The organism is Chitinophaga silvatica (assembly GCF_003419895.1).
Classification (GTDB): Bacteria; Bacteroidota; Bacteroidia; order Chitinophagales; family Chitinophagaceae; genus Chitinophaga; species Chitinophaga silvatica.
In genome coordinates this window covers 26,411-47,153 of record NZ_QPMM01000007.1, presented here as the reverse complement: position 1 = coordinate 47,153, position 20,743 = coordinate 26,411, and the positions used below count along the sequence as shown (strand labels likewise).

Annotated in this window: 11 protein-coding genes; all 11 read right to left on the bottom strand. The window is 41.3% G+C overall.

The window, feature by feature from the left end:
- Positions 1-19: 19 nt before the first annotated feature.
- The 11 genes from DVR12_RS13735 to DVR12_RS13685 all read right to left on the bottom strand — a co-directional run bounded on the left by DVR12_RS13735 (position 20) and on the right by DVR12_RS13685 (position 20,703).
- Positions 20-3,100, bottom strand: a complete 3,081-nt coding sequence (locus tag DVR12_RS13735; RefSeq protein WP_116976263.1) for a SusC/RagA family TonB-linked outer membrane protein — start codon at positions 3,098-3,100, stop codon at positions 20-22.
- Positions 3,101-3,342: 242 nt separating this feature from the next.
- A complete protein-coding gene (locus DVR12_RS13730; RefSeq protein ID WP_116976262.1) occupies positions 3,343-4,356 on the bottom strand; it encodes a LacI family DNA-binding transcriptional regulator in 1,014 nt (337 codons plus the stop codon).
- Between the two features lie 268 nt (positions 4,357-4,624).
- Entirely contained in the window at positions 4,625-5,071 is a 447-nt protein-coding gene (locus DVR12_RS13725; protein ID WP_116976261.1) for an SRPBCC family protein, read from the bottom strand.
- Between the two features lie 277 nt (positions 5,072-5,348).
- Positions 5,349-7,535: an IPT/TIG domain-containing protein gene (locus DVR12_RS13720; RefSeq protein WP_116976260.1), complete on the bottom strand. Its 2,187-nt coding sequence runs from the start codon at positions 7,533-7,535 to the stop codon at positions 5,349-5,351.
- A gap of 25 nt (positions 7,536-7,560) precedes the next feature.
- Positions 7,561-10,821: a TonB-dependent receptor gene (locus DVR12_RS13715; RefSeq protein WP_116976704.1), complete on the bottom strand. Its 3,261-nt coding sequence runs from the start codon at positions 10,819-10,821 to the stop codon at positions 7,561-7,563.
- 27 nt (positions 10,822-10,848) lie between these two features.
- Positions 10,849-11,850, bottom strand: coding sequence for a fasciclin domain-containing protein (locus DVR12_RS13710; RefSeq protein WP_116976259.1), 1,002 nt, complete (start codon positions 11,848-11,850; stop codon positions 10,849-10,851).
- Positions 11,850-13,082 (bottom strand): fasciclin domain-containing protein, encoded by a 1,233-nt coding sequence (locus DVR12_RS13705; protein ID WP_116976258.1) that lies wholly within the window; start codon positions 13,080-13,082, stop codon positions 11,850-11,852. The genes DVR12_RS13710 and DVR12_RS13705 overlap by 1 nt, the downstream gene beginning before the upstream one ends.
- A 21-nt stretch (positions 13,083-13,103) precedes the next feature.
- Positions 13,104-14,177, bottom strand: a complete 1,074-nt coding sequence (locus DVR12_RS13700; protein ID WP_116976257.1) for a fasciclin domain-containing protein — start codon at positions 14,175-14,177, stop codon at positions 13,104-13,106.
- A 33-nt stretch (positions 14,178-14,210) separates the two neighbouring features.
- Positions 14,211-15,386 carry a hypothetical protein gene (locus DVR12_RS13695; protein ID WP_116976256.1) on the bottom strand — a complete coding sequence of 392 codons (1,176 nt, stop codon included), beginning with the start codon at positions 15,384-15,386 and terminating at the stop codon, positions 14,211-14,213.
- Positions 15,387-15,391: 5 nt separating this feature from the next.
- The gene (locus tag DVR12_RS13690; protein WP_116976255.1) at positions 15,392-17,119 is read right to left on the bottom strand and encodes a DUF4397 domain-containing protein; all 1,728 of its coding nucleotides are present in this window, start codon (positions 17,117-17,119) and stop codon (positions 15,392-15,394) included.
- A 20-nt stretch (positions 17,120-17,139) separates the two neighbouring features.
- Entirely contained in the window at positions 17,140-20,703 is a 3,564-nt protein-coding gene (locus tag DVR12_RS13685) for a TonB-dependent receptor (RefSeq protein ID WP_199417107.1), read from the bottom strand.
- Between the last annotated feature and the right edge of the window lie 40 nt (positions 20,704-20,743).

Below are 20,743 nucleotides of genomic sequence, written 5' to 3'. Positions count from 1 at the left end.
TTTAGTAAATTGAAAATGATTAAAGTGAAAGATTCAACCCAAACGTATAGATCACCGGAATAGGATAAGTACTGTTAGGCGCCTCAGGATCAGGACCTGTAAATTTTTTATTCTTAATTGTAATCAGGTTGCTGCTTTGGAGGTAAACCTTTGCTCGTTTGATATTAATCTGTTTTGATAACTTACTGAGGTCGTATCCGATTTGAATATTTCTCAATCGGATATAGGAACCAGGTTCCAGGTAGTAAGTAGAAAAACGTCCTTCATCATTCCTGTTTACAAGTGTTAGTGCAGGGATCCCCGAAGATGGATTCTCTGGTGTCCATGCATTTAAAGTTCTGCTACCCCAGTTCGTACCTGGCCAGATAGAGGAAAAGTCGGTATATATTTTTGTGCTGTTATTAACCATTACTCCTTTTACTCCCTGGAAAAACAAACTTAGGTCGAAGTTCTTCCATGAGAAACTTGCATTAAACCCGTAAGTAAAATCAGGATCAGCAGTGCCTATATAATCTCTGTCGTTGCCATTTATTTCACCATCATCATTCAAATCCTTATACCTTATTCTTCCTATTCCTTTACCATTCTGTTTTGCCCAGCTGTCTACGTCTTCCTTATTTTGAAAAATACCGTCGGCCACATATCCGAAATAGCTGTTTACAGAGCGGTTGAGAATTACTTTATCGTTGCCATTACCAGGGAATGCGGTCAGAGAATTTTCAGGCAGCTTGGTAATCTTATTTCTATAAGTAGCAATGTTGAAGGAAAGAGAAAAATTAACTTCATTGCCTATTCTGCCATCATAATTAATAATACCTTCAAAACCTTTATTGAGCATGGAAGCACCGTTGACAGTAGGATCGCCACCTTCACCGATGACTGCCAGACTAGGAGGAGTAAGTAAGATATCAGATGTTTTCTTAACAAAATAATCTACAGACCCGGAGATTTTCTGATTAAAAAATCCGAAATCAATTCCCCAGTTCGACTGCATGGTAGACTCCCATTTAAGAAATTTATTTCCTCGTTGTGATTTGGTAAATCCGGTAGGTAACTGACCAGCATTCCCACCATTAATATTGTAGGCAGTACCCTGATCTCTTGACCAGGTTGGATCTGTTCCATAAATAGCAGAATACAAATCATAGATAGCATTGTCGGCAATAGATTGATTACCGGTAATACCCCATCCATACCTTACTTTGAGATCTGATATAAATGATTGGGAATTTTTAATAAATGATTCTTCGCTCAGACGCCAACCGGCAGAGAAAGCGGGGAAAGTAGCAAAGCGGTTTTCTGATCCGAACCTGGAAGAACCATCCCGGCGAACGATTGCAGAAAGGAGGTAACGTGAATCATATACGTAATTGACTTTGCCGAAAAATGAGAATAATGAATTAGCTGATCCGCCACCTCCATTATCTTTATTCGAGGAACCAGCGCTCAGATAGGCATAATCAATATTTTCCAATGCATACCCTTGCCTGGAAGCATAAAAGTTTTGTGACATAAACTTAATCAGTTCACTTCCTGCCAGAAAATTGAATGCATGTTTGTTTATGTTTTTACTGTAATCGAGAGTATTCTGCCATAACCAGTTACCTGAATAGTTTTGAGAGGTAGATACCTGGTTGGAAGGATCTGAGAGAAAGCCTGATGTATATGATTTACGTAAAGTTCTTGCATAGGAACCGTTATAGTCTATTCCGATACTAGATTTTAGCGACAGACCCGGTGTGATCATTAAGTTGGCATATGCATTCCCGAACAAACGATAAAACCTTGATTTGTTTTGCTTGTTATCTTCAATCAGTCGAACTGGATTTTGCCTGTCGGTCATCCCGGCAGCTGGTCCGCCCCATCCACCACTGATTGTATGAATGGGAACAACAGGTTGAGATAATAAAGCCAATCCAACTATATCTTCAGCTGGCACAGATACTCCGGTAGTATAGGTTGCAGAAAGGTTTTCACCTATAGTCAGGCGGTCGTTCAACAATTTGTATTCAGTGTTTAACCACGTGGTTAAACGTTTTAAAGAGCTACCTTTTATGATACCGGCGTTATCATAATATCCTACAGAAAATAAGGAGCTACCCTTTTCACTTCCGTTGGAGATAGTGATGTCATTATTTTTAATTAGGGAAAACTGTGAAATTTCGTCGTACCATTTGGTATCAGCGGGTTTCATAGTTTTAGCAGCATCCAGGTATTCAGGTAATATTACTTTTAGCAAAACGGGCTTACCATTTTGAGAACCTGTTTCGAACTGGTAGATAGGGCTTGCTGTGTTGGGGTCTACCCCATCGTTGATAGCAGCTTGCCATAAAGCTCTACCTCTTTCTTCAGTATTTAATACACTTAGTTTAGTTTGATAGTTTTGGGTAGATACAGAAGAATTAACATCTATGCGGCTGGCACCTTTCTTACCTTTTTTGGTTGTGATGATGATTACGCCATTTGCGGCCCTGGAGCCGTATATAGTGGCCGAGGATGCATCTTTGAGTACCTGCATGGTTTCGATATCGGCAGGATTAATTTCATTTAATCCTCTTTCGGTAGGGATACCATCAATTACAAACAAAGGGTTATTATTTCCCAATGTACCAATCCCCCTGATTCTGATGGTAGCTCCGCTGGCAGGAGAGCCATCGGTAGTAATGAAAACACCGGGAATTCGGCCCTGAAGTGCTTTTACCGGATTACCGAGAGGAACATCTTTAACCTGTTTGAGATCTACCACCGAAACAGCACCTGTCAGATCAGCTTTTTTCTGGGTTTGATAACCGGTTACCACAACCTGATTAAGGTCGCTGAGGTTACTTTCCAGAGTAACATACATTGTGTTGGAAGCGGGTACCGTGAGCCTCAATGTTTTCATACCAACATAGGAGAAAACGATATTTTCTCCGGTATTTGCTGTTATGGAGAAGCGACCCAGGCTATCGGTAACGGATGATTGGTTTGCGAATTGAACCGAGACACCGGGAAGTGGAGTGTAGGTATCTTTATGTATAACCGTACCGGTTATCTTATGCTGGGCCAATACGCATAGGTTTAGCAGCAGCAACGGGATCATTAATAATGATAGTTTCATAACGTTTTGGATTTGTAAAAGCGTGAAAAAGTGACAGATAAGATCTATCAACCTGGTATATAGGAACTCATAATTTTAATCGTTTAAACTGTCGATTCTTAAAAAAGAAATCTATACTTAGATTTCTTTTAATCGTTTAAAATTTTTGATCGATAAAAAGGAAAATCTATTTAAAATCTTCCTTAATCGTTTAAAATATTTATGCTTAAAAAAACCCGAATACCGGGTTATCTGAATTTTAATTAAGCCTCACCACAGCTTTCGCCCTGAACAAAATCTGATTCAAGGATAATTTTCCTTTTAACTCTGTTATTGTTTATTAAATCCAGCAAAGTTGCTACTGCTTGCTTACCTATTTCCACAATCGGCTGTCGGCCATGGGTGATAGGACAATTGAATAATTCAAAGGCTTCAGACTCATCGAAGCTAACTACACCCAACTCTTTTGGCACTTTTATTTTCAATGCATTGATATTTTTTAAGCCTTGTATGGCTAATATATCAGTTGCAAAAAATACGCTGTCGGCACCCGCTGAAGTAAGTTGTTTTATTCCCTTCTTAATATCCTCTTCCAAATGCTTTTCCCTTACTTCAATAACCAGGGATTCATTAAGCTTTATTCCACTGTCTTTCAATGCTTGCTCGTACCCATATTTGCGTTCCTGCAGGTGAAAGAGTTTTGTTTTATAATTGACAAATGCCGGCCTTTTATAATTATTCTTTATCAAATGCATGGTACATTGATAAGCAGCTTTGTGATTATCGATAGCAACAAGATTTGTATCCAATCCGGGAAAATATCGATCAATCAGCACAAAAGGCACATCATTTTTTTGCAGTAACTCTATCTCCTTTTCTGAATTTTCTACCGGCACTAATATCAATCCATCTACCTGTCGATTAATCAATACATTAACTAACTCCTGGAATTTATCACTGTTCTCATCAGAACTTCCAAAAATAACTGTGTATTTGTTCTTCTTTGCCTCAGCTTCAATAGCTCTGGTAATACCAGTTGTAAAACGATAGGCTATATCTGCTACAACTAAACCTATAGTATAGGTCTTATTGATTTTCAGACTTTTTGCAATCTGGTTTGGCCGATAGTTTAACCGTGCTGCGGCCTCCCTGATTTTTTTAGCAGATTCCTTATTAACCCCCTTTTCAACTTCCTGATTATTCATTACATAAGAAACCAGCGCAGTAGAAACGCCAAGTTCCTTCGCAATATCTTTCAGGGCAACCTTTTTTTTCATAATAGTTTCTGCCTAATAGTTAAGCCATTTCAAAAATAGTATTTTAATCGATTAAAACAAATGTTTTTCTAAAATTATATAAAACAGAATAGTGGCATTATGGAGTAAAGTCATTAATTATAAATACGGTAGGCACTTTTTTTTCAATTGTGGCTATTCTTCACTTTACACCTGTTTCAAGTTAAAACCTCCTATTAACTCACCATGCTTTAATAAAAAAGCCTACGCAATGCGCAGGCTTAAACTTTTCAATAATCGGATTATTCACTTAATTCCAGTTATCGACCTTTACATCATCAGGATTCGGTTGGCCTTTTCCTGTTTCAATCAATGACTTCAGGCTCATCAAAAATATAGCCCATTTAGTACTACAATGATGCATGAATTCTACAGGCTCTTTCCAGTTCAGGTGCTTAAATAATACAATTACATAATCCCCCTCCTGCCTCAGCTCAAACCTGATAATAGTACCTATCCATTCTGCAGGCCCATCTATTACCTCCCATTCTACCAGATCGGGGGCATGAAGCTTTGTAACTTTCATATCAAACCCACCAGCAGCAAACCGGAATTGAATAATATTTCCAACCTGATCGCCTTCTCCTGTTGTGTCTGTAGTCCACCAGGCGGCAAGACCATTCCTGGTGGTTAACGCGCTGTAAACTTCGTCGATCGCTGAAGTTTTAATGCCTACTCGGTGCAAGATATCTGACATAACTAATGTTTTTTCAAAAGTATTTTTTTAGTCCAACTTTCAGGGGGTATAAATTGGACAAAATCGAGTGTTAAATTGGACAATTTCTTTGTTACAAGGCCTACTGTTTCCTCCGGTATTATTATTTTTCCCGATTTTTTTACAACCCGCTTTACCAAAAATGGGAAATGATATTAGGGAACCGGAATGGAAATGAATTGATACAAAGAACCCCGTCCGAGAACAGACAGGGTTTCACAGTTTATCGAATGTAGAATGTTAAGTTATAAAAATTTGACTATCGCAGGAATAATTTACGTACTGCCGAGTTATTCAAATCAAGTATATAGATGCTTCCATCTCTACCCATAGCAAAACCATTTACAGCTGCAGAGAATTTTGCCTGATCAAAACTACCATCCTGGTAGCCATTAGAAGCCTTCATCATCGTACTTACTTCTCCATTGCTGAAATTATATTTACGGATACTATAATTCCATTTATCATAAATCAGCAGGTTTCCTTCCTGGTCAATCAAAGCGCCAACCAGACCCGGACCAAACCTGGCCGACTGACGAGGACCATCCTCATAGCCATCATTCGACTGACCAATGTACTCGTAGGTAGTTCCACCTGTACCAGAAATCATTGATAAGAATGGGTTATAATCATCATTCAAATAATAAATATTACCTGCTGCATCTATAACAGGTCGACAGAAATCCGCCACACTTCCACCAAATACTCGATCCGTAGCACCATTTGCATACAATTTCAGTATACCATAATAAAGTTGCGTGATGTATACTTCCCCTGCTTTATTGAGGAACAACTGTCCCGGATAACTCAAACCTGTTTTATAGTTTGATACAGTACCATCCGGTGTAATCTTTCTGACAATAGCGCTGGAAGACGATTCAGAAACATACATATTATCGTTTGCGTCGATTACTATACTATTGATTGAACCAAAGGTAGCCTCCGCAAGCGTTCCGTTAATATTACCAAAGACATTCGGTGTACCGGCCCAAACAGTCATATTCCCATCTGGTGTAATTCTACGAATAGTAGCATCTGCACGATTAGATACATATACATTACCTTTAGAATCTACCGCAATACTGGTTGATGCATAGTTGATATTATTCCCGCTTCCAGGTCCTCCGAATAAGGTTTGCACACCTGCCCGGAGAAACTCATTTGGTGCACGAGCTTCCAGTGCCGCACGTTTTACCACCAACTGACCGGAAGTCAGACTCGCTGGAGTTATCACCACCAAAGAAGTTTCAGTTGCACTTTCCACCGTTGCAGCAACACCATTGAAAGTCACAATATTTTCTGTTGCAACTGAGCTGAAACCAGCACCTGTAATAGTTACTTTCGTGCCCGCAAGACCGGTGGCCGGACTTACAACGGTAATTCCGAGATTCTGATCTTTAAACTGCGGCCCATCTGCTTTTTGATCATTCACCGATATCATTACTTTTCCATCACCGGTTCCTCCCGGAATTATCAACGTAAGTTTATTGGCTGTAGCCGTTTTAACCGGAGCTACCACTCCATTGATCGTTACTATATTTTCATCGGGAAAAGTGCTGAAGTTTATTCCATTAATTGTCATATCAAGACCTTTGGGCCCACTCAATGGTGTCACTGATTCAATAATTGGCAGCGGCACTTTTGTGAACAAAGGCCCTACGGTTTTCTGACCATTAATGGTTACGGCAACCGGCCCGGTAGCTACGTCATCAGGCGCTTCCACCACAAGTTTAGTCGCTGTAGCTTCCAATACCTTTGCCGTTTTACCATTAAAATCAACAAGGTTGCTAGTTAACACACCTTCAAAGCCTTCACCCGATATAGTTACCTTAGTTCCGGCTCCTCCGGTAAGTGGCTTAATTGTAGTAACAGCCTGGAAGCGAAAATTTGCACCTGTGGATGTCTTACCATTCACCATTACGGCTACCGGGCCACTACCCGCCTTCTCTGGTACTTCTGCCACAATCAGCGTATCACTAACACTAACAATACTGGCTTTAACCCCATTGACGGTTACTTCTGCAGGAGCATTCGTATTACCAAATCCTTCTCCGCTAATTCTTATCTGCATGCCAGAAGCTCCATTCATCGGATAGAAGCTATGAACACTCAAACTCTGGTAGGTGTAATTACCAATTTCTATGGTCTTATCGGTTGTCACAAAAGTCATTTTACCGGTTTGCCCACTTTCAGGCGCACGCACTACCAGCGAGGTATCGTTGAAGTTCAGTACTTCGGCTTCCTTATCTCCAAACATTACCTTTCCTTTGGCAACAAGACCGGTTCCAAGAATCGTGACCAATGTACCAGCATTACCACTGTTTGGGTGGTAGCTGCTAATGGCAAGAGGTCTTTCTATCTGTGGTTCGTTCTTCTTACAGGCTTCCATCAAACCAATTGATACAATCAGCACAAGACTGAATAAATATGTGATTATCTTTTTCATCTGTCAGGATGTTATAGATTTTTTATTAAAAAGTATAGCGCGCACCCAACTGCATCTGGTACCGTGAACCGAAATAATCAATAGAATAAGGTTTGCCCGGATCAGCAAAATTGTAAACCGGATAGCCTTCCTTACCTTGGATCGGCGGATATAATGTAGGTGTCAGACCCACAGAAGCAGTGCTGTTGAAGGTATTGGGAGAAAAGTACTGACGCCCCCAATTTCCATTCAGCATATTGGTGAAATTGATGATATCAGCTGTAATAGTGATGAAATGTGTTTTCAGAGAAGGTATATGGAATTCCTGCGCAATGTGCAGATCTCCCTGTATATTCCAGGGTGTACGGCCCATATTTCTTTCTGTAAACATACCTCTTCTGGTTCGCAGGTAGCTATTTTCATCAACATAAGCATTAAATGCAGCTGCCTGTTGTTCGGCAGTTTGACCGTCATTATCGCGGAAGAATTTAACTGCTTCATCAGCCTTCGGAATGTAAGCCAGACTCACTTGCTGTGGAAGCCCCTGCACACTATTGTTTACAATACCATAGGTAAATGGACTGCCAGATTGCGCTGTTCCAAATAATCCAAGAGTAGTTACAAACACTTTATTCCATTGCTTTCTGTAATTAATGTTCATGACTACACGATGCCTGATATCGAAATTGGAGTATGCCAGTTTTGCATTGTTAGGGCTCAGTGCCTGGTTTAACTGCCAGTTAGATTCCATCGAGTTACGGATACCATTGAACATATCCTTGCTTTCTCCGAAAGTATAGCTACCAGATACATAAAGTCCGGATTGGAATGTTTTAGAAAGAGTACCAGTTATATTATATCGAAAACCCTTAGTGGTATTACTTAACAGATATGCATTGGAGAATGCAGGATTAATGGTTCCTGAATAAATCGGTTGCTCACGGTTTTTATCATAACCATAATATTTGGGGTTATCAGTGATATTGATCTGTTGAAAATATACATCCTTCAGTACTTTCGTCACGATACCTTCTACTGAAAATTTCCACTGATTACCAGTAGTATAATCCAATGCCAGACTTGCACGCATAACCTGTGGCATAGAGAAATTATTATCAACCAGGTCTATTTGTGTTTTACCTGCATTAGGGTTATTGGTAATGGTGCCATTATCCTTGATGAAACCTGCAATACCTTCAGATCCCGGCTTTATAGCATCCGATCCCGGTGCGAATGGTTTCTGATCAACACGCTGATCAAACGAACCATATCCGATTCCATTATTGTAATAAGCATAGGCAAGCCATGCGAAAGGAATACGACCAGTAAATAACCCTGCGCCACCACGAAGAATCAGACTTTGATCTCCCAGCCAGTCATAACGGAAGCCTAGTCTTGGCGAGAGTTTCACCTTATCAAAAAACCTGTTACTGATACGGCTAAGTGGGGTATAGAAATAAGTAGAACCAAAATAAGGATCAGCGGGTGAATTGGTTACTTTTTCACTTATCTCAGGCTTTTCCGGTAACCAGGTATAATCTGCACGTAAGCCAGGCATCAGTTTCAGTTTATCAGTCACCTGAATTTCATCCTGTATGTATACACTATGCAGACTTATATTAAATCTGGCACCCGGATTTGAAAGAATATAATCCCGATTGTTATTTACATAATTGTAGCTTCCACGAACACGATAAGGGTTATTATTAAGATAGTCTTCTATGCTTAGATAATCTACCCTCCCATTCCAACTATTTACAAAACCATAATCGATATGATACATCTCATTATGTGTACCTAACAGAAAAGTATGCTTTCCCTTTGTGAGAGTAATATTATCGCTGATTTCCACAGTGCGTTGCTTCATATTAAAAATAGATGCTTCCCGATCAGTACCCAGATAGATGGTAGTACCCGGAGTACGACCCATGATTTGTACCTGTGGCAATGAAGGATCACTTAAAGGATCGCGGTAATCGTGAACGGTGCTGTAACCTGCTACAAAGCTATTGCTTAAGACATTATTAAAACGACTTTTAAGTTCCAGCACTGTACTGCTTTGATTGTTGGTTTGTTTGAATGCCATACTGCTGAAACGGAAATCCTGCTGGTCGCGATCCATATGCACGGCACTGGAATTAATGGTATTGTTTCGTACTGATAGCTGATGACGGTCATTGATGTTCCAATCCAGGCGGTTAAAGAACTTGGCTGACCTGGAGTTGGTGTTGTATATTCCGGCAGTTCCCGGATCAAAAATATTTCCGTACCTGCTTATCGTTGTGCTACGAATAGCATCTGCATCAGCTGCGCTGAGAATGTGACTGGTTTCATCTTTTCCTGCCATTAGTTGCGTTGGCTCAGTACGACGGGTAATTTCTTCATTTGTAAAGAAGAACAGTTTGTCTTTGATAATAGGGAAACCAAGGCGAATACCTGCCTGATAATCTTCAAAGTCGTTATTCATTTTACCAAGCGTTCCCACTTTATCTTTTCCAGTGATAGCTGCATTACGGCCATATGCATATACTGAACCGGTAAGAGTATTAGTACCACTGCGGGTTACAGCATTAACGCTACCGCCGGTAAAGTTCCCGATCTTTACGTCGTAAGGTGCGAGGTATACCTGCATATCTTCAATTGCATCGAGAGAAACAGGATTAGTACGGGTACTGCTTCCGGGCTGTCCGCTGGTTCCGCTTTGTCCGCCAGTTGAAGGACTGAAACCAATAGCATCGTTATTGATAGCACCATCAATTGTCACGTTATTATACCTGAAGCTCGTTCCCCCAAAGCTGTTATCCTTAGAACCCTGTGGCACCATACGGGTAATATCCTGGATACTGCGGTTCACGGTAGGCATGTTATTGAGCTGTTGTTTGCTGATATTCTGGCCTGCACCAAAGTTATTGGCTCGTGGACCAGCTTTCGTTCCTTTTACAACTATCTCACCCAATTTGGTACTTTGGTCGGCAAGCGTGATATTCAGCAATTGGGGTTCTCCGAGCTTCACCGTAATATTATCAATTGTCTGAGGTTCCATACCCATCATAGTAGCGGTTACCTTATAAGGTCCACCGATTCGCATACCATTGATGCGGTAACGACCACCATTATCGCTGATGATCGGGTACCTTGTTCCTGAAGGGCCATGAACGGCTATAATCGTCACCCCAGGTAAAACTTCACCTTTTGTATTTTGTACCTTACCGGTAAGGCCCCCTCCTGTTTCCTGAGCCTGTACTGCAAATGGCAGCATCAGTAGCAGTAAGAAAAAGCGTATATATTTAAATGTATAAACTTGCATGTCTGAGATCTTAAATATCATTGATGATTATTGTGTGATGCGCAATGTGCTTTCCACAATATGCAATACACCGTTACCTGCAATTACATCCTGTCTGAGCAGGCTCACATCGGTATTGTTTCCCGGGCCTCTCAGTTTAATTCCAATAAAGGCCCCTACCTGTTGCGGATTCGGGATCAGCTTTACTGTAATGGAGTTATTATCCATCATCCCTTGTGAAGCAGATGATTTACCTGTAGCTGTTGTCAGGATATAATCATTGACAAACCGACGATCAGCTACGATGTGGTATTTCACAAAAGCAGCCATTTCTTCTATTGGAGTAGCATTGATCTTCTCCAGAGTAGCATAGCCTCTACTTATCATTGCACTATTATTGGGAGCATACACAGTAATGGGTGATTTCCCACTCAGTAAATCCACAAGTCCGGCACGTTGAATCGCTTGCCAGAAAAGAGTCAGTGAAGATTCTGCGGCTATTGCATCCCCCATGGTTTCGTATAGGTAAGGTTGCAGCATTCGGTCTATTACCTGAACTTGTCCGTTTGAAGCCTTAATAGATGTAGCCAGCAAACGACTGCCATTGATGGTTAGTATAGTATCCTGATCTTTAATCCACCTGGTTACAAAAAGCTTCCCACCTCTGGAAGTAATTTCCTGATTAAACAGGAAAGGCATTTTATTCAGGTCATAATTCCCTTCTACGGTATGGTAGGCACCAATCGCGCTCATTAATGAAGAAGGGGCACTTAATACTGATACAATGGTTCCATAACCCGATTTCGAAAATGCCTCATCGGAAGGAGCAAACACCGTAAATGGACCCTCTGCATTCAGATCGGAATAAATGGTAGAACGACCAACCACTGCATGCATTATAGAGAGGTTGAAGTTATCTGCCAGTACCTGCATTACCCTGTTATTGTCTTTCTTAAGTACTGCATCCTTGTCCTTAGAACAACCGGCAACAGTTACCGATATGATACAACTGGCGGCCAGGATTTTTATATTGATATTGAACTTTCTCATTAGAACTTAACTTTATCGCCAAGAATCAGGTTATCAATGGCATGTAACGGGCCTTGTAATGTTGGTATATCCGCCTCCACTATATTAGCCGCAGGATAGCTGCTACCTTTTACCTTCACCGTAATTTGACCGGCATTTGTACCAAAATCAAATGGCACATAGTAAATAGGTACTACATTATTACCACTGGTAATCAGAGCAAAATTGCCAAGCATCACATTATTCAGGTCATTAGACCAAAACATAGCAGATACCCTATCTCCATAACCTGCCGAGCTTTTAATTGAGAAAAGCCGGCCCCACTGGGAATAGGCCAACAAAGAATCCGTAACAAACATCTCGTTATATAATATTCCTTCTTCCTCATCCAGATATGGCATAGAACGAGCGTTTAACGCCATCAGGTCCTCTACGGAATTGAAACCTGCTTTTTTAAATGCTTCATTGGTTGGAGCAAAGAAGGCATCACTTACAATAAGATTGCCGATCTTGATATTCAATTCCTCGTACATTTTGCGCTCAAACCAACCGTAGGTAACCTCTTCCCATGTACTATCCAAAGCTTTGAGGAGACCCGACAATATGGTAAAACGCGGGTCAGTATCAATGATATTCAACATCGTTTTACGTGGGCGCACCAATGGTTTAGTGATTGGATAGATTACTCCATTGCTTGCATACAAAGGCGAAACTTTACCACTATTCTTCCCATTAATAAGTAGTGATCCATCCGCTGTAGCACCGATAAATAATTTATATGAATATGCTTCAGTGTATAGTACATTAGAACCAAGGCGAGTTACCTGTTCCTTTAATGTTCTGTCTTTCAGCATGGATTTGTGTCGTACATTGCCCTGTTGACTACGTACTACAGCTGAATCGATATACTCCGGAACAACGTGAAAAAGCAGCAGTGAGTCGAGATCGGCCACTTTAGCCACAGCAATTTTATCTGCCGTGTATCCGGCAGCAGTCATAGCTGCATCATCTGGTACAAATATGGTAAATCGAATTCCTTTACCCTGAATATTCAGTAAGGAATCCATGTTACTTCTTTGCCAGGCGGTAAAAAATAATTTTTGTGTTGATCTCCCCAAAAGAGTTTTCAAATCACTGGTGGCAGGGTCTACATACGGCACCTTCTCACCAACCGGAGGCCGTTGATATTCTGCTTTCCTACAGGCCATTGCCAACAACACACAGGTGATTGTATAAAATATGATACGTCTCATATCGATAACTTTTTGAAATGATTATTTCTTTAATGCAACCTTAGGTTTAATCACCAGGTCGGGTAGGTAGTGAACGATACCGTTGTCGGTGAGATTATCATTTTTACGGGATGTATTACCATATACAGTTCCCTGGCTACCCAGCGCCGGGTTTTCAGGATCCTGATAAGCAAGTGAGAATTCTGATGGTGTGACCTGTGATAGATTTTTGGTGGCAGTCAACCGATAAATGAAGTTATCATTTGCAATCTTCGCTTGCAATTGCGGTGTACCGTAAATAGTATTTAAGGCTATAAAATCTGTTAGAAACAGGTTTTTCCCTGGTAATATATACATCCCGAAAAGTCGTGCGGTTACATACTTTTCCGCATTATAGGTCGATAAAGTTTCCATCGTGATACCTTGTCTTTCCAATGCAGCATTATCCGGCGCAAAAATGGTGAACGGACCGGCACCTGATAGTTGTTCCCATAACCCACTTTGCTTAAGTGCAGCTACATAAACACTATATTCGGGTTTAGCAGCCAGAAACTGTTGTACACTACCGGGTATATATTTTATCACCTTATCCATCACATTCAGTATACCATTCGAAAGCACTACATTTTTCTTAACAGCAAAAGAGCCGTTTACAAACAGATTATTTAATGCAAAACCGGGAGATTTAGGGTCCATCGAGGCTAAAGTCAGATACACTTCTCTACCCGCCAGATTCATATATCTTACATCTACACCATTGGTAGGCATATCGGTTAAAGGCAATCTGCGATTAAGAATATGATACTGCATCGCCAGTTTCAGGCTGTCTTTGTTGAGACGCTGAAAGTCTGATATACGTGTAATTCCCAATTCATTAAAAGCATTATTATTAGGAGCAAACAAGGTAAAAGGGCCTTCTCCATTCAGTTCTGTTGCCAAACCGGTATACTCCAATGCGGCATTGAACAGTTGCAGGTCATAATTATTTTTAACAAAATCTCCTGCGGGCCTGTAAGACTCCCTGGCATCAGGTACCACCAGTTCGTTGTGCTTACAACCTGTGAAAAATGCAGGCAGCAAAGCTATCAACATACCGGACTTAATATATTTAAGCATTGTTTTACTTTTTATATTGAATTGAAGTGCGGGTTAGTAAATAGGTTTTGGATACCTACGCTGAATAGTGGTCAGATAGGCCGTTCCGTTTATCACTTCGATGGTATTTACGGTAGCGAAGGAACGTGGGTTATAGGTACCGGAATGAATGTTAACAATCATGCTCGGCAGAAATAAACCACCTCGTTCAAAACTCTGTCTGGTACCGTTTCCATAGAGTGCCAGCAAACCATATTGTCCATCGGCATTAACATCTCTATCTCCATACGGAATTTTTTCAGGATCAAGCCCCGGAACAAGCAAACTAAAACGCTGCCAGATATCAGTAGTGATACGGTTAGATGCCGTATCAGCAAACAACGGGAAACTATAGTATGGAGCCACTCCATTACCAATACTTCTTTTCATCTGGCCCAGATAAGCAAACTTATAACCCGGAATAGTGGTCCATCCCCCCGGTTTACAAAGCGACATCCAGATGTTGATATCATCTCTGATCCCAAAACGCAATAAACCATCTTCGAAATTGTCGAACTTCTCGCTTTTATCTGCACTCCAGAAGCCCTCAGCACTGTAGTTATAAAAATTCACATACACCATAGAATCAGATAGCGGAAGGAGATGGAAATTTTCTTTGCGAAGAATAAGGCCCCTTGACTTTGTTTTAAAATCAGTTTGCAATACATGCATCGTGTAAACCTCTTCAACACCCAGTTCAATAGTTGTATCCACCACTACATTCTTACGGATGGCGGGTTCCAGGCTGAAAAACGGAATGTCGTTCATCGGTCTGTAATAAAATACGATGCGATGCTTACCCGAAGGTATCTGCGCCCAGCTCGACAAATCGAAGCCATTCAGAACTGGTCCGGCAGGTACATTCTCTTTACCTGGATATTCCGGATTCCTTTTACTGGTACTACTGCCGATATGAGAAGGATAAGGCGGAGCATAGGAAGCACGCTGATCCAGGTAATCTCCCTTAATTGCAGCATCAACAGGTACTCCATCCTTATCAAATTGCGGATCAATAAGCATACACATAAATGGCTTCTGCTCATCTTTATTTTCTACGCCGATTTTCGTATTGAAATCATTGAATACTCGCAGATAGGCTGGTTTATCAACCTTCGTATATTCCACCTTACTGCAGGAGCTAAAACTCCATATTAATGCACAAATGGCAAGGAGGTAATTTATCTTGGTCATAACAATTACTTCGTGTGTTTAATAATGATCATTTTAGCTCTCTTCGCTTCCGGCTGGTTTCCATTAAGCTGGCCAACCAATGCTACAGTGTAAACACCTGGCTCATGTACCGGCTTCACCCGTGTATATCTTTCCGGGTGTGCTATAAAATCTGTACTCTTCAGCACCGGAATCGATGAAATCCAGCTACCGGGATATACGGAAGGAGTAGATTTATAAGCCATGATCTGGAAGGCTTCCTGATCCTGTATGCCACGGGCATATGGAAGGTTGGTTACTGCAACTCCCGGCTGCAGGTTGCGTGAAGTGCTTATATCGCCAAATGACTGACCATTATCATAAGTAAAGCTTACATATGGAAGATCCGGACAGAGGTTAAGAAAACGATAGTTAAAAGGATAATTATGTGTCATTCTGTTGAGCGAACCATCCTGTCCTGTATTATCGCCACCCGGCAATGGCTGATACCAGCTACCGGTGAGATTATTGGTTACTATGCCGATAGCGGGCTTTCCTTCAGGCTTCTTATAGAACCATGCTGTAATATTCTGTCCGGCCTGGAAGCGTTGAGTGGCGGTAGCCAAAACATTACCTGAAGCATTTACTGCTTCTATTGTAGCTTGCCCTGCTACATAAATACTATAGTCGGTAGCAGCAGTATAGTTTGCATCTGCCAGTTTTGTACCATTTACCCTAAAACTTATCTGTCCTTCTTCCGGATTTGCCTGAACTCCCTGCAAGCGATAATAATCGGTATTCAAAGGTTCACTAACGTCGGAGAGTACACGAAATATATTCTGATAATAAACAGATGTTTCACCTGGTATACCAAATACATTCAGCATTGTTAAACGATCTATGCCAACAACAATAGTGTAAACACCACCAGGTTGGTACGTTTTAACAGGTGCATAAGTAAGACCGGTACTTACAGCATTCGGAACACCACTAACAGCCCTCATTAAATTCGAACTTGCAGGTTCCGACATGAAGGTATTTTCAAATGCGTCACCTCCGCTGGCTCTTACTTCAATGCCTTCTTGTGTGAGTACCTTAAACTGATAGGTGCCATATGGCAGTTCCACATATTGAGACCAGGATTGAGGATCTATATTACTTGTGGTGGAACTAACCGGAGTGCCGTCAGCATAAGCAAGTGTAAGTGGCTTAGCCACATTTTCGGCATTCCATGCTGCACTTACCTTATCTGCCAGATTTACAATACGGATTTTAAAGTAGCCAGCTTTTGATGGTGCAGTTATTTCACGCGGCACCTCTCGGACTCTCGACACCTTTTCTGCCGAGTATGGCAACCCGTATACCATGAAATAATCCTTTGGCTTATTATATTCTTCAATTACCTTAAAACCAAAAGAATCACGACTCATTGAATATGCCAGATAATCTGTTGAAATCATCGCACTTCCATTAGTAAGAAACTGACGGGGAACAGTAAAGCTGGCTCCCAGCTTACCATTGGTTGGAAACCAATAGGTACCTGGATAAAGGGCTTGCTCTCCTTGCGGTGGATTGATGATCAGGTAGCTGGTTAACTTCTCACCATTGATGGATAACTGGTTATTTTGGGTACAGTTTACCAGGCGGATAGTTGAGCTACCGCCAACACCAATATCAGGACGATTGTCGTAGGAATAATCAACCTTTTCCTTTTTGCACGACAGCATGCTGATTGTCAACAGCATTAAACCAACGGCAAAATATTTATAATACATATCTTCCTTTTTAATAAATTTTAGAACAACTTGTAAGTAAAGCCCATCATTATCTCTGCACCCCGTCTGTAACTGCGGTTTACATACCGTTCGCCATACCAGAGGCCCCCGGTGCCTGGATTGGCATATACAGTTTCAATAGCTGGATTCAGAATGTTCTTAGCATAACCTTTGAACAGTAATCTTTTACTCAGTTGTTGTGAGAAAATGATATCCAGAACGGCAGCAGGACGTGTATACAAATCCGGTTCACCCGTAAGGTTAATCTGTACTAAACGCTCTCCAACCATGTTGAAAGCGGCTGTCAGATCAGTACCCCATTTAGTATTCTTATAATTCAGCCACCCGTTTACAGAATAAGGAGCCTGTTCGAACAGTGGACTGTTCTCAGGTGTATTTCGGTCGAGCGACTTACTGGCTTCATACCTGGCTGCGGTTTTCTTGATAATACTTTGAGCCAGTAACAGATTGGAACCTATGAAGAAGTTCTTAAAAGCAGGTGTTAATCTCCCTAAATCTTTTACCAATTCCAATTCAACTCCCCAAACCGTACCAGTGTTAGGATCATTCTGAAACTGAATGGTTGGATATTCCGGGTATTTGGCCGCCAACCCATCAGTTTTCAGACTGAATACCTTCACCAACTGGTTGTTAATACGCTTACCAAATGCAGATACAGAGATTACTTCCCCTGGATTAGGGAACCATTCCCAACGAAAATCAAAGTTTTCGGTATGCTGGTTTACAAGATTAGGATTACCAACAACAAGCCCCATTTGAAATGCATCAAATTCAAACACATTAGTCAACTCTCTCAGTTCAGGCCTTGCCAGGGTAGTATTGTACGCCAGACGAAAGTTCATATCTTCCCTGTAGGTATAGGTCATATTTACTGCGTAATATGGCTTGTACGCGGTTTTATACACAGTATTCGGATTAATCATTACTACCGGAACACTGTTACCATTATTATCTTTTGCAGTCAGCGAAGGATCAAGAAATACATTAGACGTATCGACGGAAGACTGAATGTTTGTTTTTTCAAAACGCACGCCACCGGATACACGAAGATCGCTTCGTAAATGCAGGTCAAGCATTCCGTAGTATGCATTCGTTTCAAAGAAACCATTATAGTTGTTAGGTGATTTTTGGGTATTGTAAAGGAAACCTCCGATAGCATCAGCCCCTTCTCCGGTACTTCCGGAAGGCTGCTGAATACCAATTATCTTAGGACCAACCAATGCATCCAGATTTCCGTTCACGCTATACAATGCCATAGAACGATTTTGCACAAAGTTGGAACCAGGCAGAAACATCATATTTTCACGGAACTCTCTATCACGATTCAAATAGTTGAATCCGGTTTTAAATTCCTGTTTCTGTCCAAACAGCGGGAATGGAAATATCAGGTCGGCCTTATAATTCCAGTTGGTTTCATTCAACTGACGCCAGCGGCGGCCATTAGGTTCTGCCTGAATAATACCATAAGTACCATATCCATTCACATACCCCGAATTAAGGGCATACAGATGTTCTGAATAGGCTTTCTGGCCACTTCCGTTTTGAATAGTATAGAATCCACCTCCCCGGGGCATATAATCTGTCAATGTCACAAAACGGAAATCGGGATCGTTCTGAGCAGAAGTAGAAGAGGCCAGGTTATAACTCAACTTTGGTGAATATGTTCCTTCAAGAAACTTATGTTCTCCCTGGAGGTTGAAGGTATTCAGGTTACGGCGGGTTTGCTTAAGAGAATAAATAGTACTGTTTACTTCACCCGGTAGGCCTGTATACTCATATTTTCCGTACATATTGATAGCCTGTGCCTCACTTCCCCAACTACCCATATATTGCATACTAATCTCATTGCGTTTGTCGAAACGGAAAGTCAGACCAGTGAGAACCCCGTAGTTAAGCGTTTCTGTACCTGTATTTTCTTTATAGGTCTGGTATTTACCCATATACAGGTTGTTAGGGGTAATATAGTTAGGGATATTCCGTGGACTATAAACATCCGGATTTCCGGTAATTACTCCCTGGTAGATACTATATTGAGTAAGATCTCCACCATATACATCGGTAGTCCGACGATAATAATTACCTCCGACAATAAGACCCAATGTTTTATTTTTAAATACATTGAAGCTATTACCATATGTTGCGGAATACAACTGATTAAGTGGTGCTGTTTTGTAGCGTGTAGTCATCACCGGATCAAAGGCATGCATAATTTTATTAATGCGTGCAGCTTCTTGTTGCATTGCCGCACTGCCATTGCTTTCCGAGATCATTTTCTGGATTTGGCTTAAGCCACCTGGGTACTGATTGGAAAGGTTCAGGAAGTCGCTACTCAGATTTTTATCATTAACCTTATTTCCGAAGAAACCCAGATTGCTGTTATAAAAGGAGTTCATACGTCCACCGGGTCCGATATTGGAGTTGAAGCCGGTTTGTGCAATAATTTCCATTGTTCTTTTCTCAGGAACCGATTTTGTTTTCAATTCCACTATACCGGCAGCAGCATCGGCAGGTTTATCGGGAGTAACAGTTTTATAGATGGTGATGTTATCCAGAAGCGATGCTGGTACAAGGTCCAGCGGGATAGAAGATCTATCGGGATCGGAAGATGCCAGGCGCACACCATTCAATTGACCAATCACACTTCTGTCTCCCAGCCCACGTATTGCCACATATTTATCATCTGTGACAGTTACGCCACTTACGCGTTGCAATGCCTGGGTTGTGGTAATAGAGGCAGTTCTTTCGATCTGTTGTGCAGAGATGGCATCCTGCACAATAGCAGCGTTTCTCCTCTCCTGTAATACCGTAATTTCTGTATTGGTTTTACGACGTGCCTGTACCTGCACTTCTCCAAGAGTACGTGTGCTTACATCCAGCAAAACGGTGATAGGTGCTGAACCACCAACAACTTTCACTTCCTTTGACTCATACCCCATTAGTGAGAATATCAGCACTGCGCCTTCAGCAGGAACTTCAACGGTGAAGTTTCCATTTAAATCGGAGGCGGCGCCACCAGGGTTATTTTTTATACGAACAGATACACCTGGCAGAGGGTCTTTAGTTTTACTTTCCAATACACGGCCAGTTATTTTTACAGGAATTTTCTTTCTGGTTACAACTACATAACCATTTAGCAAATGGTATTCGAGTGAGGTGCCGCTCAACACTCCTGAAATGGCATCTTTCACTGTAATATCATCCTTGTGGAGATTTACTTTTTTGTTGACGTTTGCAAGCAGTGATTCTGGCAGCAGGAAATGCACACCGGTTTCGCTTTCAATTTTCAGCAAACTTGCTCTAACATCTGCATCTTTCAGATCAAGATTCAGGCGGCGGGAAAGATCCTGGCTCTTGAGGTTATCAGCGAACAACAGGCTTACGAAGGTAAACTGTACTGCCAAAACGATAAATGAGCATTTCATCAGGAAGTAAATTTTGTGTCTATGCTTACAGGAGGCAGGAGGGGAATCTGCTGCACCACTGGGCTTTAACACAAATTCAAAGCTTTCGGGCGCAGGTTCCACGAAAAATCCTAAAGGATCTTTTTTTAATCCTTTTTCCATACTTTTGAATATTGATAGTTAAGCCCGGTTTTACACCGGG